General features: G+C 63.6%; 23 protein-coding genes. 14 read left to right on the forward strand and 9 right to left on the reverse strand.

The annotated features are described in order from the left end of the window. Positions 1–6 precede the first annotated feature (6 nt). Complete coding sequence (locus RAD16_RS12145) at positions 7–978, reverse strand: helix-turn-helix domain-containing protein (RefSeq protein ID WP_458158097.1); 972 nt, start codon at positions 976–978, stop codon at positions 7–9. Between the two features lie 513 nt (positions 979–1,491). Between RAD16_RS12145 and xoxF5 the strand changes: the two genes are divergently transcribed. The 7 genes from xoxF5 (at position 1,492) to RAD16_RS12180 (ending at position 9,399) form a co-directional block, all read left to right on the forward strand. Beyond that, positions 1,492–3,300, forward strand: a complete 1,809-nt coding sequence (xoxF5, locus tag RAD16_RS12150) for a lanthanide-dependent methanol dehydrogenase XoxF5 (protein WP_458158099.1) — start codon at positions 1,492–1,494, stop codon at positions 3,298–3,300. A gap of 80 nt (positions 3,301–3,380) precedes the next feature. Further along, entirely contained in the window at positions 3,381–3,899 is a 519-nt protein-coding gene (locus RAD16_RS12155) for a c-type cytochrome, methanol metabolism-related (protein ID WP_458158100.1), read from the forward strand. A 61-nt stretch (positions 3,900–3,960) separates the two neighbouring features. Next, complete coding sequence (locus RAD16_RS12160) at positions 3,961–5,070, forward strand: S-(hydroxymethyl)glutathione dehydrogenase/class III alcohol dehydrogenase (RefSeq protein WP_063688523.1); 1,110 nt, start codon at positions 3,961–3,963, stop codon at positions 5,068–5,070. Between the two features lie 34 nt (positions 5,071–5,104). Continuing rightward, positions 5,105–5,668, forward strand: a complete 564-nt coding sequence (gene gfa / locus RAD16_RS12165; RefSeq protein ID WP_458158101.1) for an S-(hydroxymethyl)glutathione synthase — start codon at positions 5,105–5,107, stop codon at positions 5,666–5,668. 646 nt (positions 5,669–6,314) lie between these two features. Next, positions 6,315–6,767 carry a (2Fe-2S)-binding protein gene (locus RAD16_RS12170; RefSeq protein ID WP_458158102.1) on the forward strand — a complete coding sequence of 151 codons (453 nt, stop codon included), beginning with the start codon at positions 6,315–6,317 and terminating at the stop codon, positions 6,765–6,767. A 1-nt stretch (position 6,768) separates the two neighbouring features. Next, positions 6,769–9,081, forward strand: a complete 2,313-nt coding sequence (locus RAD16_RS12175) for a molybdopterin cofactor-binding domain-containing protein (protein WP_458158103.1) — start codon at positions 6,769–6,771, stop codon at positions 9,079–9,081. Between the two features lie 57 nt (positions 9,082–9,138). Then, complete coding sequence (locus tag RAD16_RS12180; RefSeq protein WP_458158104.1) at positions 9,139–9,399, forward strand: hypothetical protein; 261 nt, start codon at positions 9,139–9,141, stop codon at positions 9,397–9,399. Positions 9,400–9,639: 240 nt separating this feature from the next. On the opposite strand, the gene RAD16_RS12185 is transcribed toward RAD16_RS12180, so the two are convergent. The 5 genes from RAD16_RS12185 to RAD16_RS12205 all read right to left on the reverse strand — a co-directional run bounded on the left by RAD16_RS12185 (position 9,640) and on the right by RAD16_RS12205 (position 15,636). Next, on the reverse strand, positions 9,640–11,364 hold the full coding sequence (locus RAD16_RS12185) for a methanol/ethanol family PQQ-dependent dehydrogenase (RefSeq protein ID WP_458158105.1): 1,725 nt from the start codon (positions 11,362–11,364) through the stop codon (positions 9,640–9,642). 141 nt (positions 11,365–11,505) lie between these two features. Next, the gene (locus tag RAD16_RS12190) at positions 11,506–12,159 is read right to left on the reverse strand and encodes a QcrA and Rieske domain-containing protein (protein ID WP_458158106.1); all 654 of its coding nucleotides are present in this window, start codon (positions 12,157–12,159) and stop codon (positions 11,506–11,508) included. Positions 12,160–12,423: 264 nt separating this feature from the next. Then, complete coding sequence (locus RAD16_RS12195; RefSeq protein WP_458158107.1) at positions 12,424–12,888, reverse strand: group III truncated hemoglobin; 465 nt, start codon at positions 12,886–12,888, stop codon at positions 12,424–12,426. A 153-nt stretch (positions 12,889–13,041) separates the two neighbouring features. Continuing rightward, positions 13,042–13,893, reverse strand: coding sequence for a 3-hydroxybutyryl-CoA dehydrogenase (locus RAD16_RS12200; RefSeq protein WP_458158108.1), 852 nt, complete (start codon positions 13,891–13,893; stop codon positions 13,042–13,044). Between the two features lie 264 nt (positions 13,894–14,157). Then, positions 14,158–15,636 (reverse strand): FAD-binding oxidoreductase, encoded by a 1,479-nt coding sequence (locus RAD16_RS12205; RefSeq protein ID WP_458158109.1) that lies wholly within the window; start codon positions 15,634–15,636, stop codon positions 14,158–14,160. A gap of 282 nt (positions 15,637–15,918) precedes the next feature. On the opposite strand from RAD16_RS12205, the gene RAD16_RS12210 reads away from it, so the two are divergent. From RAD16_RS12210 to RAD16_RS12220, 3 genes are all read left to right on the forward strand, one after another. Continuing rightward, positions 15,919–16,140 (forward strand): DUF3551 domain-containing protein, encoded by a 222-nt coding sequence (locus tag RAD16_RS12210; protein ID WP_458158110.1) that lies wholly within the window; start codon positions 15,919–15,921, stop codon positions 16,138–16,140. 93 nt (positions 16,141–16,233) lie between these two features. After that, positions 16,234–16,746, forward strand: coding sequence for a hypothetical protein (locus RAD16_RS12215; protein WP_458158111.1), 513 nt, complete (start codon positions 16,234–16,236; stop codon positions 16,744–16,746). A 273-nt stretch (positions 16,747–17,019) separates the two neighbouring features. Next, complete coding sequence (locus RAD16_RS12220) at positions 17,020–17,718, forward strand: ABC transporter permease (RefSeq protein ID WP_458158112.1); 699 nt, start codon at positions 17,020–17,022, stop codon at positions 17,716–17,718. Here the strand turns inward: RAD16_RS12220 and RAD16_RS12225 are convergent. Both RAD16_RS12225 and RAD16_RS12230 read right to left on the reverse strand, forming a co-directional pair. After that, entirely contained in the window at positions 17,692–18,501 is an 810-nt protein-coding gene (locus RAD16_RS12225; RefSeq protein ID WP_458158113.1) for a substrate-binding domain-containing protein, read from the reverse strand. The genes RAD16_RS12220 and RAD16_RS12225 overlap by 27 nt on opposite strands. 139 nt (positions 18,502–18,640) lie before the next feature. Further along, the gene (locus RAD16_RS12230) at positions 18,641–19,300 is read right to left on the reverse strand and encodes a hypothetical protein (RefSeq protein WP_458158114.1); all 660 of its coding nucleotides are present in this window, start codon (positions 19,298–19,300) and stop codon (positions 18,641–18,643) included. A gap of 281 nt (positions 19,301–19,581) precedes the next feature. Here RAD16_RS12230 and RAD16_RS12235 point away from each other — a divergent pair, with 281 nt between their 5' ends. From RAD16_RS12235 to RAD16_RS12245, 3 genes are all read left to right on the forward strand, one after another. Then, positions 19,582–19,809 carry a hypothetical protein gene (locus RAD16_RS12235; RefSeq protein WP_458158115.1) on the forward strand — a complete coding sequence of 76 codons (228 nt, stop codon included), beginning with the start codon at positions 19,582–19,584 and terminating at the stop codon, positions 19,807–19,809. Between the two features lie 204 nt (positions 19,810–20,013). Then, positions 20,014–21,510 carry a hypothetical protein gene (locus RAD16_RS12240; RefSeq protein WP_458158116.1) on the forward strand — a complete coding sequence of 499 codons (1,497 nt, stop codon included), beginning with the start codon at positions 20,014–20,016 and terminating at the stop codon, positions 21,508–21,510. 63 nt (positions 21,511–21,573) lie between these two features. Continuing rightward, entirely contained in the window at positions 21,574–21,855 is a 282-nt protein-coding gene (locus tag RAD16_RS12245; RefSeq protein WP_458158117.1) for a TonB-dependent receptor plug domain-containing protein, read from the forward strand. A gap of 3 nt (positions 21,856–21,858) precedes the next feature. Here the strand turns inward: RAD16_RS12245 and RAD16_RS12250 are convergent, their stop codons facing one another. After that, positions 21,859–23,175, reverse strand: coding sequence for an alpha/beta hydrolase (locus tag RAD16_RS12250; protein WP_458158118.1), 1,317 nt, complete (start codon positions 23,173–23,175; stop codon positions 21,859–21,861). Positions 23,176–23,440: 265 nt separating this feature from the next. On the opposite strand from RAD16_RS12250, the gene blaBJP reads away from it, so the two are divergent. Continuing rightward, positions 23,441–24,325 carry a BJP family subclass B3 metallo-beta-lactamase gene (gene blaBJP, locus RAD16_RS12255; RefSeq protein ID WP_458158119.1) on the forward strand — a complete coding sequence of 295 codons (885 nt, stop codon included), beginning with the start codon at positions 23,441–23,443 and terminating at the stop codon, positions 24,323–24,325. The last annotated feature ends 56 nt before the right edge of the window (positions 24,326–24,381 follow it).

A 24,381-nucleotide genomic window follows, 5' to 3' on the forward strand; every position in this document is an offset into this window, starting at 1 on the left:
CGCCGCCTAATTCTCGTCCACGGCGGCTACGGCGCCCTGCTGTCCCTTGTGGATCGAGGACGGCACCACGCCAAAATATTTCCGGAACACGCGGCTGAAATGCGATGAGCTGGAGAAGCCCCAGGAGAACGCGACGTCGGTGATGGTCTTGCCGCCGTGCGCCTCGAGCTCCTGACGGCAGTTCTGCAAGCGGGCCTGCCAGATGTAGTCGCTCACCGTGGTGCCGCGCTCGGAGAACAGCATGTGCAGATAGCGCTTGGAGCAGCCGAGCTCGGCGGAGATCTGGTCGATGCACAGATCCGGATCGCGCAGATGCTCGCGGATGAAGAACTGCGCGCGCACATACATCGCCTCGGGCCCGACGCGGTCGAACATCGTGTCGGCTTCGCGCAGCGGCAGCAGCAGCAAATCGATCAGCGAATCGGCGACGCCGACCGCGCTGTTCGCCGACAGCTTTGCCGCCTCGTCGAAGGTGGCATGGACGAAATCATGGGCGATCCGCCCCGTGCCGGTCTTCGCCGACAGCTTGCAGGCAGGCATGCGCTGCGAGGGAAATCCACGGTCGCGCAGCAGTGCCTTCGGCACGATCACGACGTCGTGGCGCGTGAAGGCGGGACTGATGATCGAATGCGGGCAGGAGACGTCATAGGCGATGATGTCGCCGGGGTTGATTTCGATATGGCGGCCTTCCTGCTCGAAATAGGACACGCCATAGGTCTGGAAGTGGATCTTGATGTACGGGTGTTCATTGGCCTTGGCGCGCGCCAGCGTGTGCGCGATGCGATGCTGGCTGACCTCGATCTGGCAGAGCTTCAGGCGCGAGACGCTGGTGTAGTCGATGCGGCCTTCGAGCGAGGACGCCTCCAACGGATCGACGTCGAAATACCCGCACAAGCTCGTCAGCCCGTCGATCCAGCTCTGGATCTGCCGCTTCGGCGTCATTCCGGTTGTCGAGAGTGTATGAATTGTGTCGGACATTAATCCAGCCACTGGTTTGATCCGGAATTTCGACGCGAATCGCAACCAGCTCTGCTGGAGCCCTCGGCCGTGATTGCGTGACGTTTACCTCGAAATTGAGCGGTCTTTTGCAACGAGCGCCATCGTTTCATTGCCACCCTTGAAAGTTAATCCTCCGCCTTAGTTGCAGCGCCGTCAAGGGGAACCTGAGCGTAGAACCTGGTCCCAAAGCGGTGCGGAAGCCGCTGAATTCGCTACTGCAAAATCAAAATCTTCGCGTCCGTGCGCTGTCAAGCAAACCGCCTTCTCTCTTGGGCAAGTTTCCCGATGACGAAGTCGTTAGGGATTGCGACAGGAACAACAAGAACGGGCCGCTCCTGCACGTGGACCCGTGGCTCTCATCAGGAGGAGGAAACCCACAGCATCGTTTCTGGTCCCAAACGTGACCGCCCTGCACGAGCAGACGCCGGACGAGAAGCCCGGTGATTAAGCAATGCTTCGGAAACAATAAACGAGACCAACGGAGGAATAACTATGCGCAAGGTGCTACTGGCGACCTTTCTTGGCTCCGCGGCGGCTCTCGCCGTCGGGGGCGCGTCCGCCAATGACGAACTGAACAAGATGTCGCAGAACCCGAAAGACTGGGTGATGCCGACCGGCGACTACGCCAATACCCGCTATTCCAAGCTGAACCAGATCAACGCACAAAACGTGGGCAAGCTCCAGGTCGCCTGGACCTTCTCAACCGGCGTGCTGCGCGGCCACGAAGGCGGCCCGCTGATCATCGGCAACGTGATGTACGTCCACACGCCGTTCCCGAACAAGGTCTACGCCATTGACCTTTCCAACGAGAACAAGATCATCTGGAAGTACGAGCCGAAGCAGGATCCGAACGTCATCCCGGTGATGTGCTGCGACACGGTTAACCGCGGCCTCGCCTTCGGTGACGGCAAGATCTTCCTGCATCAGGCCGACACGACCTTGGTCGCGCTCGACGCCAAGACCGGTCAGGTTGCATGGACCGCCAAGAACGGCGATCCGGGCAAGGGCGAGACCGGCACCTCGGCGCCGATGGTCGTCAAGGACAAGGTGCTGATCGGCATCTCCGGCGGCGAGTTCGGCGTGCAGGCCCACATGTCGGCCTACGACATCAAGACCGGTAAGCTGGCTTGGCGCGGGTTCTCTGAAGGCCCGGATGACCAGATCCTGGTCGACGCCGAGAAGACCACTGCGCTCGGCAAGCCGATCGGCAAGGACTCGAGCCTCAAGACCTGGCAGGGCGATCAGTGGAAGATCGGCGGCGGCGCCACCTGGGGCTGGATCTCCTACGATCCCGAGCTGAACCTGATCTATTACGGATCGGGCAATCCCTCGACCTGGAATCCGAAGCAGCGTCCCGGCGACAACAAGTGGTCGATGACGATCTGGGCGCGTAACCCGGACACCGGCGTTGCCAAGTGGGTCTATCAGATGACGCCCCACGACGAGTGGGACTATGACGGCGTCAACGAGATGATCCTCTCGGACCAGTCGATCAACGGCCAGGCCCGCAAGCTGCTGACGCATTTCGATCGTAACGGCCTCGGCTATACGCTCGATCGCGCCACCGGTGAGCTTCTGGTCGCCGAGAAGTACGATCCGAAGGTGAACTGGACCTCCGGCGTCGACATGGACAAGAGCTCGCCGACCTATGGCCGTCCGAAGGTGCTCGACGCAGCTTCGACCGACAAGGCCGGTGAAGATCACAACGTGAAGGGCATCTGCCCGGCCGCGCTCGGCACCAAGGACGAGCAGCCGGCAGCCTACTCGCCGGACACGCAGCTGTTCTACGTTCCGACCAACCACGTCTGCATGGACTACGAACCGTTCAAGGTGAGCTACACCGCGGGCCAGCCCTATGTGGGTGCGACGCTCTCGATGTATCCGCCGGCTGGTGAAAGCCACATGGGCAATTTCATCGCCTGGGACGGCAAGACCGGCAAGATCGTCTGGTCGAACAAGGAGCAGTTCTCGGTCTGGTCGGGTGCGCTCGCAACCGCCGGCGGCGTGGTGTTCTACGGCACGCTCGAAGGCTATCTGAAGGCGGTCGACGCCAAGACCGGCAAGGAGCTCTACAAGTTCAAGACTCCCTCCGGCATCATCGGCAACGTCACCACCTATGATAACGGTGGCAAGCAGTATGTCGCAGTGCTCTCGGGTGTCGGTGGCTGGGCCGGCATCGGTCTCGCCGCAGGCCTGACCGATCCGACCGCCGGTCTCGGCGCAGTCGGTGGCTACGCAGCCCTCAGCAACTACACGGCGCTCGGCGGTACGCTGACCGTGTTCTCGCTGCCGGCGAACTAGCCCAACCTTCGTGTCGCTCCGGCGCGTGGATCAACTCCACGCGCCGGCTCGTCTCACCTGATGGCTTCGAGGACAATCTCTTGCGTAAAATCTGCTCTGCTATTGCCGTGATCATCTTCGTTGCTTCGGGAGGAATTGCTGCTGCGGAAGGTCCGGGCGACCCGACCGCCGTGAAGAAGGAAGACGACGGGAAGTGGCTCGATAAGGAAGGCACCCCGACCTACAAGATCACGGACGGCACGGTGGACTGGTTCACCTATTCCGGATACCGCCGCTATCACTCCGACTGCCACGTTTGTCATGGCCCCGACGGCATGGGGTCGACCTACGCACCGGCGTTGAAGGACTCGGTCAAGAGCATGAGCTATGGCGACTTCCTCGGCGTCGTCGCCTCGGGCCGCAAGAACATCTCGACCGCGCAGGAGAACGTGATGCCGGCGTTCGGCGACAATCCCAACGTCGCCTGCTACATGGACGATCTCTACGTCTATCTGCGCGCTCGCTCCGACGAGGCGTGGGGCCGGCAGCGCCCCTCCAAGAAGGAGGACAAGACGGAGGCCTATACCAAGGCGGAAGACGCCTGCATGGGCCATAAATGAACGTTACGGGGACTGCCAAGACTACTTCTTGGCGTCCTTTCGAGAATTTGAGGAGTTACCTATGAAGACACGTGCCGCCGTCGCTTTCGAAGCCAAGAAGCCGCTCGAGATCGTCGAGCTTGATCTGGAAGGACCGAAGGCCGGCGAAGTCCTGGTCGAGATCAAGGCGACGGGCATCTGCCATACCGACGCCTACACGCTCGACGGCTTCGACAGCGAGGGAATCTTCCCGTCGATCCTGGGACATGAGGGTGCAGGCATCATCCGCGAGATCGGCCCCGGCGTGAGCTCGGTGAAACCGGGCGACCACGTCATCCCGCTCTACACGCCGGAATGCCGGCAGTGCAAAAGCTGCCTCAGCCAGAAGACCAATCTCTGCACCGCGATTCGCGCGACGCAGGGCAAGGGCGTGATGCCCGACGGCACCAGCCGTTTCTCCTACAAGGGCAAGCCGGTCTACCACTACATGGGCTGCTCGACCTTCTCGAACTTCACCGTGCTGCCGGAGATCGCGGTCGCGAAAATCCGTGAGGACGCGCCGTTCGACAAGAGCTGCTACATCGGCTGCGGCGTCACCACCGGCGTCGGCGCCGTCGTCAACACCGCGAAGGTCACGCCAGGCTCCAACGTCGTGGTGTTCGGCCTCGGCGGCATCGGCCTCAACGTGATCCAGGGCGCCAAGATGGCAGGCGCCGACAAGATCATCGGCGTCGACATCAACGACGCCAAGGAGGATTGGGGCCGCCGGTTCGGCATGACCGAGTTCGTCAATCCGAAGAAGGTCACCGGCGACATCGTCCAGCATCTCGTCGGCCTCACCGACGGCGGTGCCGACTACACCTTCGACTGCACCGGCAACACCACGGTGATGCGCCAGGCGCTGGAAGCCTGCCATCGCGGCTGGGGCACCTCGATCATCATCGGCGTTGCCGAATCCGGCAAGGAGATCGCGACCCGCCCGTTCCAGCTCGTCACCGGCCGCAACTGGCGCGGCACGGCGTTCGGCGGCGCGCGCGGCCGCACCGACGTGCCGAAGATCGTCGACTGGTACATGAACGGAAAGATCCAGATCGATCCGATGATCACCCACGTGCTCAAGCTCGAAGAGATCAACAAGGGATTTGACCTCATGCATGAGGGCAAATCCATTCGTTCCGTCGTCGTGTACTGAATCGAAAAGCGTCACCCCCAAGGAGGATCGACCCATGACTGTTGCACTCCACCCATCGATCGACAACGGCCTCAAACAGGGCAGCGGCAGCTTTGCCGGCGGCACTCTGGTCTGCAAATGCAGCGACCATCCCGTCAAGGTCGGCATCAAGGGCGACGTTGCCCACAACCACGCCTGTGGTTGCACCAAGTGCTGGAAGCCCCAGGGCGCGACGTTCTCCGTCGTCGCCGTGGTGCCGCGCCAGAACGTGACCGTGCTCGAGAACGGCGACAAGCTCCAGATCGTCGATCCCTCCGCGGTGATCCAACGCCATGCCTGCAAGGCCTGCGGTACGCACATGTACGGCCGCATCGAGAACAAGAACCACCCGTTCTACGGCCTCGACTTCATCCATCCCGAGCTGTTCCAGGAGCAGGGCTCGCAGGCGCCGCAATTCGCCGCCTTCGTGTCCTCGGTGATCGAATCCGGCGTCAAGCCGGAGCAGATGGCCGGCATCCGCTCGCGGCTGAAGGAAATCGGGCTCGAGCCCTATGACTGCCTGTCGCCCGCGTTGATGGACGCGATCGCGACCCACGTGGCGAAAGCCAAGGCGGCTTAAAATATGCGGCTTGAAAGAAGGCGGCCTGAGCAAGGCAGCCTGAACACAGACCCTGCCCGTCCGCCCGCTGGCCCGACCAACGCCAGCGAAGCGGACGGGCCCGGCCCTGGAACGAATCGCGGCGATGCAGCCGCCTCTGCACGGCGCGTATGCGTGAGGGCCATCGGCTCCTCAGTCCTGGTCTCTGAATGACTGCGCAGTGCCGCCAACTTCCCGTTCGAAGTCTACGGTCACTGCGTTTCTCCCTCCCTCGACTGAGGCATCCTGCTTCGTCCGCGCAGTCTTTCTGGCGGACGAAGCTTTTTTCGTTGCAGGCCGTATCTGCGCAAGCGCGGCGCGATGTCGCGCCCAGCTTTTGACAAACCTCCGATGCAATCTTTTCCCTGTGAGAACACTCGGCTGTGAACGCCGGGCCGGCACGATCCCTGCTAGGGTCGCGCCGTCACGATGCCGCACGACGTTCAATCAAACAAGAACAACACGGGGAGGTATCGAGCACATCCAGACATCGCCATTGGCGTTCCTGCCTCCCTCCGGGATTTGCCCGCGCGGATAACGGCAGGACGTGGCGGTACGACGCACGAACCACCACCGGCCAGGCCGGCGGGTTTGAATTAGACATGCTTATGAAGAGCGAGGGACCATCATGATCAAGGTGAAGATCAACGGCCAGGAACAGAGCTGGGACGGCGACCCGGATCTCCCGCTACTCTGGTTTCTGCGCGACGAGGCCGGGCTTACCGGCACCAAGTTCGGCTGCGGCCAGGCCCTGTGCGGCGCCTGCACGGTCATCGTAGACAAGGAAGCCGTGCGCTCCTGCATCACGTCGATCAACGACGTCGCCGGGCGCGAGATCACGACGATCGAAGGATTGCATCCGAACGGCGATCACCCGGTCCAGAAGGCCTGGCGTCAGGTCAACGTGCCGCAATGCGGCTTCTGTCAGGCCGGCCAGATCATGCAGGCCGCGGCACTCTTGATGGATAACCCCAAGCCGTCGCACGAGCAGATCCGCGAAGCGATGTCCGGCAACATCTGCCGCTGCGGCTGCTACCAGCGCATCGAGAACGCAGTCCATCTCGCATCGACGGGGGTGTGACATGAATTTCATCGACAATCCCGGCAAGCTTCGTGGCTTCGAAAAGAACGTCCGTGTCGAGAAGATCTCGCGCCGCAGCATCCTGAAGGGTCTCGGCGTCACCGGCGGCTTCGTGCTTGCCGCCCCCGTGATGTCGCGCCAGGCTTTTGCCTATGAGACCGGCGCCGGCAAGATGCCGCATGGCGTCGTGGTCGATCCGCGCGTGTTCGTCGCGGTCGCTCCCGACGGCACCGTCACCATTCTCGCCCACCGCTCCGAGATGGGCACCGGCGTACGCACCAGCCTGCCGCTGATCGTGGCCGAGGAGATGGAAGCCGACTGGTCACGCGTGAAGGTGCAGCAGGCCCATGGCGACGAGGTCAAGTTCGGCAACCAGGACACCGACGGCTCGCGCAGCACGCGGCATTATCTGATCCCGATGCGCCAGATCGGCGCCTCGGCCCGCACCATGCTGGAGCAGGCCGCGGCCAAGCGCTGGGGCGTGCCCGCGACCGAGGTGAAGGCCGTCAACCACGAGGTCGTCCACAGCGCCAGCGGTCGCAAGCTCGGCTTCGGCGAGCTCGCCGCCGATGCCGCCAAGGAATCGGTGCCTGCTATCGAAGGCCTCAAGCTGAAGGACCCGAAAGACTTCCGCTATCTCGGCAAGGGCCAGATCGGCATCGTCGATCTCCATGACATCACGACCGGTAAGGCAAGCTACGGCGCCGACGTGCGACTGCCCGGCATGAAGTATGCCGTGATCGCGCGCCCGCCCGTGACCGGCGGCACGCTGGTCAATTTCGATCCGGACGCGGCGCTGAAAATTCCCGGCGTCGAGAAGGTGATGAAGGTCCAAGGCTGGCCGTGGCCCTCGAAATTCCAGCCACTCGGCGGCGTGGCCGTGATCGCGCGCAACACCGGCGCTGCGATCAAGGGCCGCGACGCGCTGAAGCTGACCTGGGACGACGGCGCCAACGGCAAATACGACTCGGTTGCCTATCGCAAGGAGCTCGAGGACGCCGCGCGCAAGCCGGGCCTCGTCGTGCGCCAGGAAGGCGACGCCGACGCCGCGCTCAAGAGCGCCGACAAGGTCATCGTCGGCGAATATTACCTGCCCCACCTCGCCCATGCCAGCATGGAGCCGCCGGTCGCGGTTGCCGACGTCAAGGGCGACAAGGCGGAGATCTGGGCGCCGGTGCAGAGCCCCGGCGGCACCCGAGAGGACGTCGCCAAGACGCTCGGCATTCCCGAGGGCAACGTCACCGTCAATGTGACGCTGCTCGGCGGCGGTTTCGGCCGTAAGTCGAAATGCGACTTCGCGCTCGAGGCCGCGCTGCTCTCGAAGGAGCTCGGCGCGCCCGTGAAGGTGCAGTGGACGCGTGAGGACGACGTCCATCACGACTTCCTGCACACCGTCTCGGTCGAGCGCATCGAAGCGGGGCTCGACAAGAGCGGCAAGGTGATCGCCTGGCGCCACCGCAGCGTGGCACCGACCATTGCCTCGACATTCGCAGCCGGTGCAAAGCACGCAGCGCCCTTCGAACTCGGCATGGGCCTCGTCGACATGCCGTTCGAAATCGCCAACATCTCCTGCGAAAATCCGGAAGCCGCGGCCTTCACCCGCATCGGCTGGTTCCGCTCGGTCTCGAACATCCCGCGTGCGTTCGCGGTGCAGTCGATGGTCGGCGAGATCGCCGCTGCGACCGGCCGCGACCAGAAGGAGACGCTGCTCGCGCTGATCGGCAGCCCGCGCATCGTCAAGCCGGCCGTGAAGGACATGTGGAACTACGGCGAGCCACAGGACAGCTACCCGATCGACACCGCGCGCCTGCGCAAGGTGGTCGAACTGGTCGCCGAGAAGGGCGAGTGGGGCCGCCAGGTACCCAAAGGCCACGGCCTCGGCATCGCCGTGCACCGCAGCTTCGTCAGCTACATCGCAACGATCGTCGAGGTCGCCGTCGACGACAAGGGCAAGCTGACGGTACCGCGGGTCGACACCGCGATCGACTGTGGCACCTATGTCAACCCCGAGCGCATCGCCTCGCAGATCGAGGGCGCGGCGATCATGGGCCTGAGCCTCGCCAAATATGGCGAGATCACCTTCAAGGACGGCAAGGTGGAGCAGAAGAACTTTGACGACTTCCAGGTCATCAGGATGGACGAGTCTCCGCTGGTGACGAACGTCTATATCGTTCCGCCCGGATCCGACACGCCGCCGAGCGGCGTCGGCGAGCCCGGCGTTCCTCCCTTCGCGCCGGCACTGATGAATGCGATCTTCGCGGCGACCGGAAAGCGCATCCGAAATCTGCCGCTCGGCAAGCAATTGGAGGCGTAGAAGAAGGAACACGAGGCGGCCTCACGCCGTTTCCATCGATCTGACAGGAGCAGATCGATGACCAAAATTTCAAGGGCGCTCGCAGTCTCGTTGCTGTCGGGCGCCTTTTTCTTAGCCGCCGCGGCTGCGTTCGCCCAGAGCACCGCCGCGCCGCCGACCACGGCAACGCGCCCCACCCCGCCGGATCAGAACTCGCTTCCCAACGCCACCGCGCCGCCCACCTCGACCACCCAGACCACCGGACAGAGCAATAGCGATCCCAAGGTTCAGGAGATGAACCAGAAGGAAAAGGACAAGGTGGACAGGCAGGGGAAGTAGTTACCTGACGGCTGCGCATGGATGCGCCCTCTCCCCTTGCGGGAAAGGGCAGCGACGCTGATTGCGACAATCTCGCTTGGGTGAGGGGGCCGTCTCGGCGGAGAGAGACCTCTCGTCCGGCGCGCGTGCGCGCGCCACCTTCTCCCACAAGGGAGAAGGGAAGAACGCAAAATGCGGCGGACGTTGCCGTCCGCCGCATTTGCCCCCGACGCTCCGCTACTTTCGATCCGCCCGCGGAGCTTATTTCTTCAGCGCGAACACCCAGATCACGCCGCCTTGCGGCACATTGGACTCGATGCCGATATTGTTGGTGGCGAGCGCGTCCTGGATGCGCTGCGCGTCCACGCCCCATCCCGACTGGATCGCGATGTATTGCGTGCCGTCGATCTCATAGGACACCGGCATGCCCATGATGCCGGAATTGGTCTTCTGCTCCCACAACAGCTCGCCCGTCTTGGCGTTGAAGGCGCGGAAGTTGCGGTCGTTGGTGCCGCCGGCGAAGACGAGATCGCCCGCGGTCGCCGTTACCGAACCGAACAGCTGCGATTTCGGGAAGTTGTGCTGCCACACCTTCTTGCCGGTGGCGGGATCCCAGGCCTGCAGCTCGCCGAAATGATCGGCGCCGGGCTTCGCCTTCAGGCCGATGTCCTCAGGCTTGGTGCCGAGCCAGAGTTCACCCGGCTTGAGGGGAAGCTTCTCGCCGGTGAACCCGCCGCAGAAATTCTCGTTGGCAGGCACGTAGACGAGGCCGGTCTTCTGGCTGTAGGCCGCCGACGGCCAGTCCTTGCCGCCCCACAGCGACGGGCAGAACTCGACGCGCTTGCCGACAACCGGCTTGTGTGCGGGATCGACGATCGGCTTGCCGCTCTCATCGATGCCCTTCCACACGTCGGTTGCGACGAACGGCCAGCCTGCAACGTAGTTGATCTTGGACGGGGTGCGCTCGAGCACCCAGAAGATCGCGTCGCGGCCTGGATGGATCAGGCTCTTGATGTTGCGGCCGTCGCGCTGCAGGTCGACCAGAATCGGCGCTTCGACCTCATCCCAATCCCAGGAATCGTTCTGATGGTACTGGTGATAGGTCTTGATCTTGCCGTTGCTCGGATCGAGCGCCAGCACCGACGAGGTGTAGAGGTTGTCGCCGGGATGCATTTCGCCGGGCCACGGCGCGGCGTTGCCGACACCCCAATAGATCGTCTTGGTGTCCTTGTCGTAATTGCCGGTCATCCAGGCCGAGCCGCCACCGTTCTTCCAGTCGTCGCCCTGCCAGGTGTCATGGCCGGGCTCGCCTTCGCCGGGGATGGTGAAGGTCCGCCACAACTCCTTGCCGTCGTTGGCGTCATAGGCGGCGACATAGCCGCGGACGCCGAACTCGCCGCCGGAGCCGCCGACAATGACCTTGCCGTCGACGATCAGCGGCATCAGGGTCATGTACTGGCCCTTCTTGTAGTCCTGCACCTTGGTGTCCCAGACCACCTTGCCGGTCTTGGCGTCGAGCGCGACGACGTGGTCATCGGTGGTGGCGAGATAGAGCTTGTCCTCCCAGAGGCCGACGCCGCGGCTGGTCGGATGCAGCTGGAACAGATCATCCGGAAGCTGCCGCTTGTAACGCCAGTACTCATCGCCGGTTTTCGCATTGATCGCGATCACCTGCCCCATCGGGGTCGCCACGAACATCACGCCGTTGTTGACGATCGGCGGCGCCTCGTGGCCTTCGACGACGCCGGTGGCGAAGGTCCAGACCGGCGTGAGGCTCTTCACGTTCGATGTGTTGATCTGGTCGAGCGGGCTGTAGCCCTGCCCGTCATAGGTGCGCCTGTAGAGCATCCAATTGCTCGGTTCCGGATTTTCCAGGCGCTGCTGGGTGACTGGTGCGTAACTCTCGATCGGGCCGGCGATTGCGGCGGTCGAGGCAAGACACGTGAAGGCGACGAAGCCGGACAGATACCATTGCTTCCTGGTCATCGACGTTTTCTTGGACGCTTTCATGGACGTTCCCCTTTTTCATCCGTGTGAATTCTTGTTTTGAATTCTTGTCGTTCGTCCCGCCGTCCGCCCCTCGGCGGATGCGGCTTCTCGTGACGCGGGCATACCCCGCACCGTCCATCATCCTGGCTGCGCGCCACCTACCTTTCCCAAGAAGTTGCCGGCGACGCTGAGCGACCCGTCAGCAAGCGACAGCGGCAGCGCCGCGAGCCGTCGCGGCGCCGGCCCGAACACAACCTGCGCGCCCGCGCGAGGATCGTATTCGGAATTGTGGCACATGCACTTGAACACGTCCTTGTCGCCGACATCGCTCTTCACCCAGGCAGTGACGGGACAGCCGGCATGCGAACAGATCGCCGAATAAGCGAGGATGCCGTCGACGGCGCGCGCCTTGGTCTGTTCGTCGAGCTCGGCCGGATCGAGCCGGATGATGAGGATCTCATTGAGGCGCGATGCACTGCGCACGACCGACGTCTTGGGATCCTTCGGCCAGGCATGCACCGGCGGGCCGCCGGCTTGCAGATCGGCCGCGGTGATGAGCTTTCCTTCCTGTTCGCCCTCGGAGAAAACGAGTTGGTCGCCTTTCTGCGGCCGCTCGTCCGAACCGGGCGGATCCTCGCCTGCATGCACTTGCGCGGAACAACCGAGACAGGCGGTGGTGACAAGCGCACCGAGCAGCAGCGTTCGCCGCGTCTGCTCCATGCCCGCGTCGACTTCGGGTTCCGCGATGCTCTCGGATGATGATGAAGTGTTGTTGATTGATGCGCGCGCCATGCCCGCTAGCAGGCGCTGGAACTCTGCCGAAAACAAGGCGAAGAATTGGCGCCGCAGTGCATCAATATGTCTTTGCTCGCTTTGATTGAGCGAGAATGAATGCGACCAAACGCGTTTTCGCGAGTTCTACGTCGCACCATGCGAGCGGCATGATGATTTTGCAGATCAGACCGATGATCTTGGAATTGGTGCAGCGCGTTGTTAACAGCTCGCTGCAACCTCGAAGTGATTCAACTGCACGTTCTGCAGGCAGCTTCGCCGTAGTCAGGACCTGAGCACGTGACGCGGCGAAGCGATGCGGCCTGCGATGGTCGCCGATGCCATTTCAAAACTGTCGGCGATGCGCCGGGCCTTGTCGATGAAGAGCGCGGCCGCCGCAGGCGGACAGATCTCGCGCGCGGTCTGTTCGAACAGGTCGAGCCAACGATCGAAATGATCGCCGACCAAGCTCAGCGGCATATGCGCCCGCATCGGCGAGCCGTGATAGCGGCCGCTCATGAGCACGACCGACGACCAGAAATCCTTGAGCTTGTCGAGATGCTCGTCCCAATTCTGCACGACCGCGAACACCGGCCCCAGCAGCGCATCCTCGCGCACGCGTCCGTAGAAGCGGGTCACGAGTTCCCCGATCATCTCTTCGTTGATCCCCGTGCGCTCGATCGCATCCTGGGTCAGCAGGTTCCGCCGCACGGCCGCAGCTTCCCGCTCGGCCTTCAGTCGATCCGACATGTCCTTCGTTTTCCGTTTCGTTGTTCCCGGGAGCCGCCCGTTCGACATTGTCGGGCCCATTGCGCGCGGCGTCTTTGTCGCAGCGCAAATTGCGGGGTCGAACGGCGGGCGTTTGGAGCCCGCCGCCGGCACCAAGATGATCAGATGAGCTGATCAGGCGCCGTAGGTATAAAAGCCCTGCCCGGTCTTGCGGCCGAGATGGCCGGCATCGACCATTTCCTTGAGCAAGGGGGCCGGACGATATTTGGGGTCGTTGAAGCCCTTATAAAAGACCTCCATTACCGACAGCATGGTGTCGAGGCCGACGAGATCGGCCAGCGCCAGCGGCCCGATCGGATGGTTGCAACCGAGCTTCATGCCGGCGTCGATCTCTTCCGCCGTCGCGATGCCCTCCTGGAGCGCGAAGATCGCCTCGTTGATCATCGGGCACAGGATGCGGTTGACGGCGAAGCCCGGGCTGTTCTTGGCGGTGATCGCCACTTTGCCGACGCGCTGGGCGAAATCGAGCGCCTTGGCGTGGGTATCGTCCGAGGTCTGCAGGCCGCGGATGAGCTCCAGCAGAGCCATCACCGGAACCGGGTTGAAGAAGTGCATGCCGATGAAACGGTCGGGGCGATCGGTCGCGGCGGCAAGCTTGGTGATCGAGATCGACGAGGTGTTGGTCGCAACCAGCGTGCGCGGCGACAGCGTGGCGCAGAGGTCCTTCAGGATCTTGACCTTGAGCTCCTCGTTCTCGGTAGCGGCCTCGATGACGAGGTCGCAGTCGGAGAGCTTGGCGCGATCGGTGGTGCCGGTGATGCGCTTGAGCGTCGCCTCGCGATCCGCCGCCGACATCTTCTCCTTCTTGACCAGGCGCTCGAGGCTGCCGCCGACGGTCGAAATACCGCGGCTCACCGCCGCATCGGAAATGTCGACCATCACGACCGAAAGCCCGGCCGCCGCGCAGATCTGCGCGATGCCGTTCCCCATGGTCCCTGCCCCGATGATGCCAACGGTCTGGATCATTGCCTCTTATCCTTCATCCTTGCGGGCGTGCCGGTCGCGGCCCCGCCCATTGGTCCTGCATCAGGGTCTAGCACCGCCCACGGGCGGGTGCGACCTGATCCTGCCCCTTCCTTAAAGCATCCATGGCGGGAATAAAGCCGCCCGTCGGCGGCGAAAGGCCATGACTTGGCGCTTCCGCGGCCGGTTTTTGCCCGGATTTTGTGCCGTTTCCCGCCCGACGGACCGAGGCCGCGGGGACCCGGCCTGATCAGCTGAGGCCACGTTTCAGGGAAGCCGGAGCACCTTGCCCGGATTCATGATGTTCTTCGGGTCGAGCGCCCGCTTGATCGTCCGCATGATGTCGAGCTCGGTCCTGGAGCGGTAATGCGAGAGCTCGTCGAGCTTCTCGATGCCGATGCCGTGCTCGGCCGAGATCGAGCCGTCCATGGCGGTGATGAGGTCGTTGACGGCTCGCGTGATCGCCGCGGAATACTGGCCGAGCGTGGCGCGATCCATGCCCTTCGGACCCATGAACGAGAAGTGCACATTGCCGTCGCCGATGTGACCGAGTGGATAGGGACGGATCGTCGGCAGGATGTCGAGAACGGCCTTGAGCCCCTGGTCGATGAACTCAGGGATTCTGGAGATCGCGACCGACACGTCATAGCTCAGGCCCGGCCCTTCGGCGCGTGAAGCCTCGGCCACGCTCTCGCGAATGCGCCACATGTTGCGCGACTGCGCTTCGGTTTGCGCGATCACCGCATCCAGCACCCGGCCCGCCTCGAGCTGGTCGGCCAGGAACTGCTCCATCTTCTCCGACATGCCCGTGCCGCCGTCCGGTCGCGGCCGTGCCGACGACCATTCGAGCAGGAGATACCATTCGGTCTCTGCCTTGAGAGGATCCTGGATCCCGGGAATATGGCGCAGCACCATGTCGGTGCAGGCGCGGCTCATCAGCTCGCAGGAACCGACATTGCCGTCGGACGCTGCATGCGCCTCCGACAGGAGCTCGATGGCTGCCATGGGATCGCTGATCGCGAGCCACGCCGTGCACACATCCTTCGGCGTGGGCCAGAGCTTCAGCACCGCCTTGGTGATGATGCCGAGCGTGCCTTCGGCACCCATGAACAGGTGCTTGAGGTCATAGCCGGTGTTGTCCTTCTTGAGCGCGCGCAGCCCATTCCAGACTTCACCGTTGGCCAGCACCACCTCGAGACCCAGCACCAGATTTCGCGCGTTGCCATAACGCAGCACCTGCACGCCGCCGGCATTGGTGGACAGATTGCCTCCGATCATGCAGGAGCCCTGCGCACCAAGGCTGAGCGGAAAGAGGCGGTCATGACGCGCGGCCGTTTCCTGGAGCGTCTGGAGGATGCAGCCCGCCTCCACGGTCATGGCGTAGCCGACCGCATCAACATGCAGCACATGGTTCATGCGACCGAGCGACAACACAATGCCGCTGTGCGCAGGCCACGGCGTGGCCCCACCCATCAGGCCGGTGTTGCCGCCCTGCGGCACGATGGCAATGCCGTTGTCGTAGCAGAGCTTGACGACGGCGGAGACTTCCGCAGTGCTCGCCGGACGCACGACCGCCGCGGCCTGCCCCGCCAGCTCGCCGCGCCAATCGGTCACGAACGGCCGTTTGTCGTGCTCGTCCAGGATCAGACCCTTGTCACCCACGATGGCCCGCAAGCGGTCGAGAATGGCAGGTGTGACGGGTGCGGACGGAATGGAGGGAGCGGTGGGAAGGGCTGCACCCGGCATGTTTTCCTCTCTTTGCGGCTCTTCTGCGCAGCCTTTGGCGGCGCGCCGGCCTTCATTGTTGTCTTCAAGTCTAGACGTTTGCGTAACGAGCCTAGCATGAAGATCGCGACCGCGGGAACGTCGCGGGCCCGGATTCCTTGATCCAGATCAATCGGTTGATGGAGCACCGCGCGAACGCTGTGCGCTGAGACAGGCCGGATTGCGGGCTTCAATGCGACTCTGCAAGCCGAAACTGGTCGTCGCAACACGCCGGTCTCAGCCCAGAGCGACCTGGAGGCTTTCATGTCCCGTTACCTGATCGGCGTTCTCTTCCTCATCTTCTGTTTCGCCGAAGCGAGCCCCGCGCATGCCGGGCGCTATTGCCTGCAGGGGCATCATTGGGGCTATCCCGGCAATTGCAGCTTCGCGACCCACGACCAGTGCCGGGCATCGGCCTCGGGTACGCGGGCGCATTGCGGGCTCAATCCGCGCTATGCGCATCAGCGCCGCGTGCAGCAGCAATGAGCTTTGTCGCAAGCGACCGCACACAAAAGTCACACGACAATTTAGTGACATAGACCACATCGCGACTGTGCCCGGGCTGTTAGCCTCGCGCACATGACCAAACACATCAAGCTGCCAATCATCCTCACCGCTCTGCTCGTCGCCGCGCAATGCCTCGCCGCCGAGACCAAGGGAGCCGGATCAACCTTCGTTTCGCCCGTGATGACGAAATGGATCGACGCGTACAAGGCCAAGACCGGAAACGTCGTCAGCTATCAAGCCGTCGGCTCGAGCATCGGCGTCGGCCTGATCCAGGCGGCGGCCTCGAGCGCCGACTGGAAGGCGGAGAAGGATTTCCATCTCGTACTCACCAACGCGCCCGGCGAGGACGCCTACCCGATCACGGCGACGACCTTCGTGCTGATGCCGAAGGCGCCGAAATCTCCGGAACGATCGGCCGCCGCCATCGACTTCGTGCGGTGGTCGCTGGAGCGTGGAAGAACCCAGGCCGAGAGGCTCAACTACGTTCCGCTGCCGACCGCCTTGGTCGACCAGATCGAACGCTACTGGCAGCAGAGCCTGACGGTTTCCCCTGCGGTCTCGGCATCGGCCTGCGTCAAGCGCTGAGGCTGGAGAATCCGAAGCCCTGCCGCCGGACCGCTCTCGACCTCCAAGGCGAGCAGTCCGGCGGCGCCCTTGTGCAGAGGCGCTGGATCCTTCTGGAAATTCCGCGGTGAATCGTGATCTAGTCGGCGAAAGGCCCGTTGCCGGCTCGCCGCGGCGAGACTGCGCAAAGGCCCTTGAGAGGCAGCCGAGATGCTGCCGTGCCCGGGACTTACGAATGGACGCGATGAGGATTTCGGCGCTGGATCCCTTGCCGTCGCAACAGCGCGCGGCCGGATGAACGACTTCGCGCGATCCATCGCCGCCGCCTTCGCGCTGATCGGCGACGCCGACGCCGAACTGCTCGGCATCGTCGGGCTGTCGGTCCGCGTCAGCCTGACCGCCAGCATCATCGCCCTGCTGATCGGTGCGCCGATCGGGGCACTGCTTGCGATCACACGTTTCCGGGGCCGACAGGTCATCATCGTACTGACCAATGCGCTGCTCGGACTGCCGCCTGTCGTGGTCGGACTCGCGCTCTATATTCTGCTGTCGCGATCCGGCCCGCTCGGGGCGGCCGGCCTGTTGTTCACGCCGACCGCCATGGTGATCGCGCAAACGCTGCTCGCGACGCCCATTGTGGTGGCGCTGGTGCACCGGCCGGCGAGCCTGCTCTGGGCAGAGTATGGCGACCTCGCGCGGATCGACGGATTGTCGGCACTGCGCAGCATGGCGCTCCTGTTCGCGCTGGGACAGACCTCACTGCTGACGGCCTTTCTCGCGGCCTTTGGGCGCGCGATCGCCGAGGTCGGCGCCATCATCATCGTCGGCGGCAACATCCGCGGCTTCACGCGCACGATGACGACCGCCATCGCGCTGGAGACAAGCAAGGGCGACCTGCCGCTGGCGCTGGGGCTCGGGCTGATCCTGCTCGCGCTCAGCGTCTTCGTGTCGACCGTCGCGTTCCTGCTAGTGGGACGCGTTGGGGAAAAATAGCTGCTCGCCGCCGACCTTGTAGCCGGCGATCGCATCCTGCCCCTTCGGCGAGATCAGCCAGTCGATGAAGGCCTGCCCGTCTTTCGCCTTGACGTTCGAATGCTTGTCGGGATTCACCAGCATGACGCCATACTGGTTGAACAGCCGCTTGTCGCCCTCGGTCAGGATGGCGAGCTCGCCGCGGTTCTTGAACGACAGCCAGGTGCCGCGATCCGACAACAGATAAGCATTCGCCGACGAAGCCATGTTCAGCGCCGGCCCCATGCCCTGGCCGATCTCGCGATACCAGCTGTCCTTGCCGGCAGCGATATCGACGCCCGCGTCCTTCCACAGCCTCAGCTCCGCCGCATGCGTGCCGGACTTGTCGCCGCGCGAGATGAATGGAGCCTTCGCCGCGGCAATCTTGCGCAGCACATCCGCGACGTCCTTGCCGCCTGCGATCTTCGCGGGGTCGCTCTTGGGGCCGACGATGATGAAATCGTTGTACATGACGTCGAAGCGCTTCACGCCCTGCCCTTCGGACATGAACTTGTCTTCGGCCGCCCTGTCGTGGACGAACACCACGTCCGCATCGCCGCGCCGTCCGATATCCAGCGCCTGACCGGTGCCGACGGCAACGACCTTCACCTCGATACCCTCGGCCTTCGAGAACAGCGGCAGCAGATAGCCAAACAGGCCCGACTGTTCCGTCGACGTCGTCGAGGCCACAGTGATGGCGCGATCCTGCGCGAATGCGCATGTCGACCAGACCAGAACCGCTGCAATGGCGGCAAGCTTCCTCATATGCGTCGTCTCCACACCGGATATCGGCCGGCTCTTCACTACCCTCGGGAGCAAGCACAGGGAACCCCAACGTTCGACCCAGCGCTCCCTTGATGCGATGCGACACTGGCCGGCCGCCGCCGAGGAACGTCGTTTGCCCCTACAGGTTGTCCAACGACAAACCCAGGGAGATTCTGATGAAGAAGATCATCTTGGCATCGGCCTGCATCCTGGCATTGACGACCGGTGGCGCCTTCGCACAGTCACAGCCTGCTCCGGGCGCCTCTGGCCAGGGCGATGTCGGCCCCTCATCGCGAGGCCCCGCGACCAAGGGAATGACGACCGGCCGCTCGTCAAACATGCAGAACGAGGCCGCCGACAGCAAGGGCACGCAGCCACCTTCGGCCGGTGGCAGCAACACCAACAACATGGGCAGCCAGGCCGGCGGTGGCGCGGGCTCCGGAAAATAGTTGGAAGATCGAAAATCCGGGAAGGGACGACTGTCCCTTCCCGTCCGCGCCAGGCGCATCAACGGCCGGCAGTACCGCATCACGGCGCGGATCGCCTGAGGCTCCGGCTCGCCGATGACATAGGCAAACGTCACGGTATCAAAGCCTCTGGGATTGCGAACCGTGACCTCGCCGCAGGCCACCTCGATCGGCCGACCCTGCGGGTCGGACGCGGAGCTGGTCCAGGAGATCTGAATCTCCGCATTCGGCGGAACGAGGTGAGCGGCGATCTTCGGTGTGAGATCGTCGGCCAACGCAGGTGCACAGACGAATGCGGCCAGCGTCGCTGCCAGATATGTCTTGCCGATCACGTTCTTTCTCCTTCGCTTTTCGAAGGAAGCCTATCCGGGCTTGGCAGGGCAACTCTGTGGGCGCCGTCACGTTGACGGGTAGACGCTCCGCAGGTTCACGACGACCGCAGCTTCTCGATGATGACGGTCACCTCGTCCAGCTCGGCCCTGGCCTTGGCCAGAAGATCGAGCGCCCTACACGCCCGTCTCACGCCTTTTGAACCCCTCGTGATGTCGCACGCTGTCCGGAAATATCCGGCGTACCGGGGCAATCCTGTCACTGGATTGCACTGGAGCCTCCCATGACAAAGACAACGATCTTCACGGCTTTGCGGCTCGCCCTCTCACTCGCCATGGCGGGCCCGGCACACGCCGGCGGCACCGTCCTCGCGCCGCCGAACGCAATAGTCCTCGTTCACAGGGCGCATCCGCATCTCCGCGCCAACGAGCACGCCACCATCCAGCGTCCTCCGGCGACGCGCTTGCCCGATCGCGAGGAGGACCCGCTCGCAATAATGCATTTCGAATGAGGGATGCAGGACCGCTCGTGTCGCTATCATTGAGCGGTCCAACGCCGAGACGGCGATAATCCCGCATTTCCCGTGCGTAGTCGATGTCGATGTTCTGCAATTGGTCCCGCCTACATTGACATCGATGTGACGGCCGGGGCAGTTTTTCACATTGCTGACGAATCAGCGATTGCCTCACGCCGAGTACCTCTTGGACAACTCCCAGTGCTTTCGAGACTGATATCGTTGCTGCGCCGCATCCCCGCGGTGAGATGGGCGTTCAACCGGCTCCGTCCCGTGCCGCAGAGCGGCAGCATCGAGGTCACACCGATCGCGGCGGATGAGCCACAGGCTCCCGTTGCAGACATCACCGAGACTTCTCCAGTCGCAAAGATCGCGGCTGCCTCGCTGCACGAGGACGCGGCTGTCGCAGCAGCGGTTCCCGTCGCGGTCGATGACACCATTGTTCCCGACGTTGAGAACGGTCCTTCCGCCGCGCCGTCCAATATCAGCACCACTGAGGATTTGTCGCGCGAGGCTCCTGCCGACATCGATCCGGTCGCCGCTGCGGAGCCTGCCGTCCTTTCCGCGGAGGTGGAGAGCGAACTGGTTGACGTCGCCGATCACGTCGTCAGTGAGGATGTTTGCGCAGGCGAAACCGCGGAGGTTGAGCCTGACGTCGCAGAGGACGTCTCCGCTTCGCTTGCTGACGCCTTGATGCCTGTGGCGGACTCTTCCGATCTAACCATCAGCGAGCCAGTCACTGAAGTTCTCGCAGACGCCGAACCCGCCGACGCAGAGGTCGCTTTCGAGCCGCTCGTCGAAGCCGAAAGTCCAGCGGCTGAGATTGCAGACCTCGTTTCCTGCGAGCAGCCCGCTGAAATTGCGGCGGACGCTGAGCCCACCTGCGCAGAGGCCGCTTCCCTACCGCTCGTCGAAGCCGAAAGTCCGGTGGCTGAGATTCCAGAGCTCGTTGCCCGCGAGCAGCTGGCTGAGATTGTGGCGGATGCCGAGCTCGTCAACACGGAAGCCGCGACCACCCCTCTCCCTGAAGTCGAAAGCCTCCTAGTCGACATCCCCGATCTCGTTGTCGCCAGCGAACCAACTTCGGTTGTTGCTGACGCCGAGATCGCCGAGCCTGACGACATGCCCGTAGCACTCGTCGAAGCTGAAAGCGCCGTGGCTGATGTTCCCGACCTCGCCATTGCCAGCGATCCATCTCCCGGCGTCGCCGCGGATGTCGCGCCTGTCGCGGCCGAGGTTCCTTCGCCTGCGATGCCCGTTGCTGCGGACGAAGTTCCTGCAACCGCTTCAGACTCAGATACGAGCAGCGCGCCCGCTTTGGTCGCACTATCGCCTCCGTCAAAGCGCAGCCGCGCGCCGCGAACGCCGACGCGAGCGGCTGATCCCACCGATCGCGCCATATTGATCCGGCAGCGCTGGACGGAAACCGGGGTCAAGATGTGGAATCCGCGGATTCACGGCACCGGCGACTCCGCGTTGAACATCCAGGGCCGAAGCGAGCTGCTGCCGCCAGCGCCCGGCGAGACGATGCCGCGGTACGACAGGCTCGAATTCAAATTGCTGAGCGGGCAGATCGTCTGCGAAGGCGTCATCGTCGAGGCGCCCGCGCACGCGGGCCAGCGCAGCTTCACCCGGCTCGCCGAGCCCGCGAACGCCACCCGCGAGCCGATGCGGGAACGCCGGGCCGCCCTCGCCTGATCCTTTTCCCTGTGGCGGCCCCTCCCCATATGCTAGGCTGATACCCTGGATGTGGGAGATCGCATGCCCGCAAAATCATTGTCATTGATCGTGATCGCCGCCCTCTGCGTCTCGCAAGGCGCGCTTGCCGCGTCCAGCAAGCGGCCGCGCCACACGGTCGGGGCGCCTACCGCCGATCCTGCCGCGCCCTACAAGGCCGACCGGCTCTCGTCCTCGCGCGGCGAGACGATCCTCAACACGCCCGGCCAGACCACGGTCCTGACGCGACAGGTTCTCGACGACAAGAACGCGACGAGCCTTCGGGACGCCATGCGCTCGACCGCGGGCGTGACGATCGGGCGCTAACACTCAGGGGATCGGATAGCCCTTCCAGATCCACTCCAGCGCCGACGGGAGCGTCTGCGCGATCGTCGGCCGGTCGACGTGCTTGGCGTTGCGAACGAACAGAAACTGATAGTGATATCCTTTCTCGGCCAGCACCTTCGCCATCAGCGCGTTGGACAGGGTCCAGTCGTGCATGCCGTCGGGAATGGTGGGGTTCGGATAGAACAGATCCTGGTCGCCGCCGAAGAACCAGAAGCGGATCGGCTTCGCCGGCGCGGCGACAATCAGCGGCACGCCCGGCGGATCGGCGGGCGTGAGCACGCCGGCCCTCGAGATGAGGTTGGGACCGGCCGGCCCCGTCCACGCGCTGTGATATTCCCACGCGCCGCCGCGCAGCGATGGATCATGCGGCCATTGCTGGTTGACCATCGTCGGCGAGAAGGCCAGCACACGGTGATAGAGGTCGGGATAGAACCAGGCCATGGTGAAGGCGGCAGCCCCGCTCGAGCTCAGCCCCATCGTCGCGCGCCCATCGGGATTTTTGGTGAGCTTGACGTCGGCGTTCTTTTCCACCAGCGGCAGCACCTCGCGCTCGACGAACTGCGCGTACGCACCTGACACCGCGTCGTATTCGCGGCCGCGTTGGCTGCCTTGCGCGTCCTGCCCGCCATTGCCGATCTGGATCGCGATCATCGGCGGCACGCGACGCTGCGCGATCAGATTGTCCAGCGTCGTGGCAAGATCCTTGTAGGCGTTCGAGCCGCCGTCGCCGACCACGATGAAGGGGGCCTCGGTGCCGCGCACATATTGCGCCGGCACGTAGACGTCGATGGTGCGTGACCAGATGCCGGGATGGCTGGTGGTGACGATCATGTGCGACTTGTCGTCCGGCGCGGTCACGGTCGTCATGATCGAGGAGTTGGTGCAGCCGGCGACATCGTCGCGGATCAGGCCGGGATTATAGATCGTGCTCTCCTTCGACGTCAGCGTGAAGGATTTCGTCGCACCGCGCGGCACGCCCTCTTTCGCGATGGTCTCCGGTGCAGGGTTGTGGGTGGGGCCGATGATGAAATTCCCCTCGGCGCCAGGCGGCGGAAGCGTTCCATCGGGCAGCTCGGTCGCGCGTGGATAGTTGGCGCTCGAGGGATCGCGCGTCGGCGGCGCGGTCTTGAAGTCGAGACCCGTCGTGTCGATGAAGAACGGCGCGGTCTTGTCGGTGGTGTTCGCACCTGGCGGCACGGCCATGTTCTGGGTCACGCAGACCGGCTGCGACAGCGCCATTGAAGTCAAGGAGACGATGGAAATCAGCGCCCCCGCAAGGACGGACAATGAATTGGTCATTTCAGCTCCCGTTGCTGACGAGTCTTGCCGGCTCGTCTTGCGACGAAGTATGCCGACCGGCCTGCGCGTGGTCAAACGCCAACCGCGTTGCAGCAATGGCCGCCATGCCCAAACCGGATGGGGTTCATTATTCCACGCATGCCACGGGATATTTGAGGACGTGAGGCGGTTGCTGCCGCACCTGGCACGACGTAACTTGCACGCCGGTCGAACGTGCGAAAGTCGCGTCCGGTCAAAACGACAAGAGCAATTCGGGAGGAAGACGATGAGAAAGCTCGCGGCCGCGCTATGCGCGTTGACACTGTTCACGACGGCAGCGCAGGCGCAGACCATCAAGGATTTCCTGGCGACGGTCATGCAGAAATGGACCGCGCCGTTCGAGCCGTTCCAGCTCATCGGCAACATCTATTATGTCGGCACCGACGGCATTGCCGTCTATGTCATCAAGACATCGCAGGGCCTGATCCTGATGGACACGGCGATGCCCCAGTCGACCGGCATGATCAAGGACAACATCGCCAAGCTCGGCCTCAAGGTCGCCGACATCAAGCTCATTCTCAACTCGCACGCCCATCTCGACCACACCGGCGGTTTTGCCGAGATCAAGAAAGAGACCGGTGCGCAGCTCATTGCCGGCGAGCGCGACAAGCCGCTGCTCGAGGGCGGCTACTATCCGGGTGACGAGAAGAACGAGGACCTCAGCTTCCCCGCGGTGAAGGTCGATCGCACCGTCAAGGAAGGCGACAAGGTCACGCTCGGCGACACCACGCTGACGGCGCATGCGACGCCCGGCCATTCGCCGGGCTGCACGAGCTGGGAGATGACAGTCAAGGACGGCAACGACGACCGCGAGGTGCTGTTCTTCTGCAGCGGCACGGTGGCGCTGAACCGGCTGGTCGGACAGCCGACCTATCCCGGCATCATCGACGACTATCGTACGACCTACACCAAGGTGAAGGCGATGAAGATCGACGTGCTGCTCGGACCGCATCCGGAAGTCTATGGCATGCAGGCCAAGCGCGCGGAGATGAAGGACGGCGCACCGAACCCGTTCGTCAAGCCGGGCGAGCTCGTCACTTACGCAACCAGTCTCTCCGAGGATTTCGACAAGCAGCTTGCCAAGCAAACCGCGGCGCTGGAGAAGAAGTAGCGGCGAGCAGGCATTGTCGCGCGTCGACCCGCGCTGTCGACGAGCGACAATGCAGC

Source organism: Bradyrhizobium sp. 18BD (assembly GCF_054185225.1).

Excerpts from the sequence above, each read along its gene's own strand:
- RAD16_RS12145 (WP_458158097.1), bottom strand. The coding sequence starts at position 978 with ATGTCCGACACAATTCATACACTCTCGACAACCGGAATGACGCCGAAG.
- xoxF5 (WP_458158099.1), top strand. The coding sequence starts at position 1,492 with ATGCGCAAGGTGCTACTGGCGACCTTTCTTGGCTCCGCGGCGGCTCTC.
- RAD16_RS12160 (WP_063688523.1), top strand. The coding sequence starts at position 3,961 with ATGAAGACACGTGCCGCCGTCGCTTTCGAAGCCAAGAAGCCGCTCGAG.
- gfa (WP_458158101.1), top strand. The coding sequence starts at position 5,105 with ATGACTGTTGCACTCCACCCATCGATCGACAACGGCCTCAAACAGGGC.
- RAD16_RS12170 (WP_458158102.1), top strand. The coding sequence starts at position 6,315 with ATGATCAAGGTGAAGATCAACGGCCAGGAACAGAGCTGGGACGGCGAC.
- RAD16_RS12175 (WP_458158103.1), top strand. The coding sequence starts at position 6,769 with ATGAATTTCATCGACAATCCCGGCAAGCTTCGTGGCTTCGAAAAGAAC.
- RAD16_RS12180 (WP_458158104.1), top strand. The coding sequence starts at position 9,139 with ATGACCAAAATTTCAAGGGCGCTCGCAGTCTCGTTGCTGTCGGGCGCC.
- RAD16_RS12185 (WP_458158105.1), bottom strand. The coding sequence starts at position 11,364 with ATGACCAGGAAGCAATGGTATCTGTCCGGCTTCGTCGCCTTCACGTGT.
- RAD16_RS12190 (WP_458158106.1), bottom strand. The coding sequence starts at position 12,159 with ATGGCGCGCGCATCAATCAACAACACTTCATCATCATCCGAGAGCATC.
- RAD16_RS12195 (WP_458158107.1), bottom strand. The coding sequence starts at position 12,888 with ATGTCGGATCGACTGAAGGCCGAGCGGGAAGCTGCGGCCGTGCGGCGG.
- RAD16_RS12200 (WP_458158108.1), bottom strand. The coding sequence starts at position 13,893 with ATGATCCAGACCGTTGGCATCATCGGGGCAGGGACCATGGGGAACGGC.
- RAD16_RS12205 (WP_458158109.1), bottom strand. The coding sequence starts at position 15,636 with ATGCCGGGTGCAGCCCTTCCCACCGCTCCCTCCATTCCGTCCGCACCC.
- RAD16_RS12210 (WP_458158110.1), top strand. The coding sequence starts at position 15,919 with ATGTCCCGTTACCTGATCGGCGTTCTCTTCCTCATCTTCTGTTTCGCC.
- RAD16_RS12215 (WP_458158111.1), top strand. The coding sequence starts at position 16,234 with ATGACCAAACACATCAAGCTGCCAATCATCCTCACCGCTCTGCTCGTC.
- RAD16_RS12220 (WP_458158112.1), top strand. The coding sequence starts at position 17,020 with ATGAACGACTTCGCGCGATCCATCGCCGCCGCCTTCGCGCTGATCGGC.
- RAD16_RS12225 (WP_458158113.1), bottom strand. The coding sequence starts at position 18,501 with ATGAGGAAGCTTGCCGCCATTGCAGCGGTTCTGGTCTGGTCGACATGC.
- RAD16_RS12235 (WP_458158115.1), top strand. The coding sequence starts at position 19,582 with ATGACAAAGACAACGATCTTCACGGCTTTGCGGCTCGCCCTCTCACTC.
- RAD16_RS12245 (WP_458158117.1), top strand. The coding sequence starts at position 21,574 with ATGCCCGCAAAATCATTGTCATTGATCGTGATCGCCGCCCTCTGCGTC.
- RAD16_RS12250 (WP_458158118.1), bottom strand. The coding sequence starts at position 23,175 with ATGACCAATTCATTGTCCGTCCTTGCGGGGGCGCTGATTTCCATCGTC.
- blaBJP (WP_458158119.1), top strand. The coding sequence starts at position 23,441 with ATGAGAAAGCTCGCGGCCGCGCTATGCGCGTTGACACTGTTCACGACG.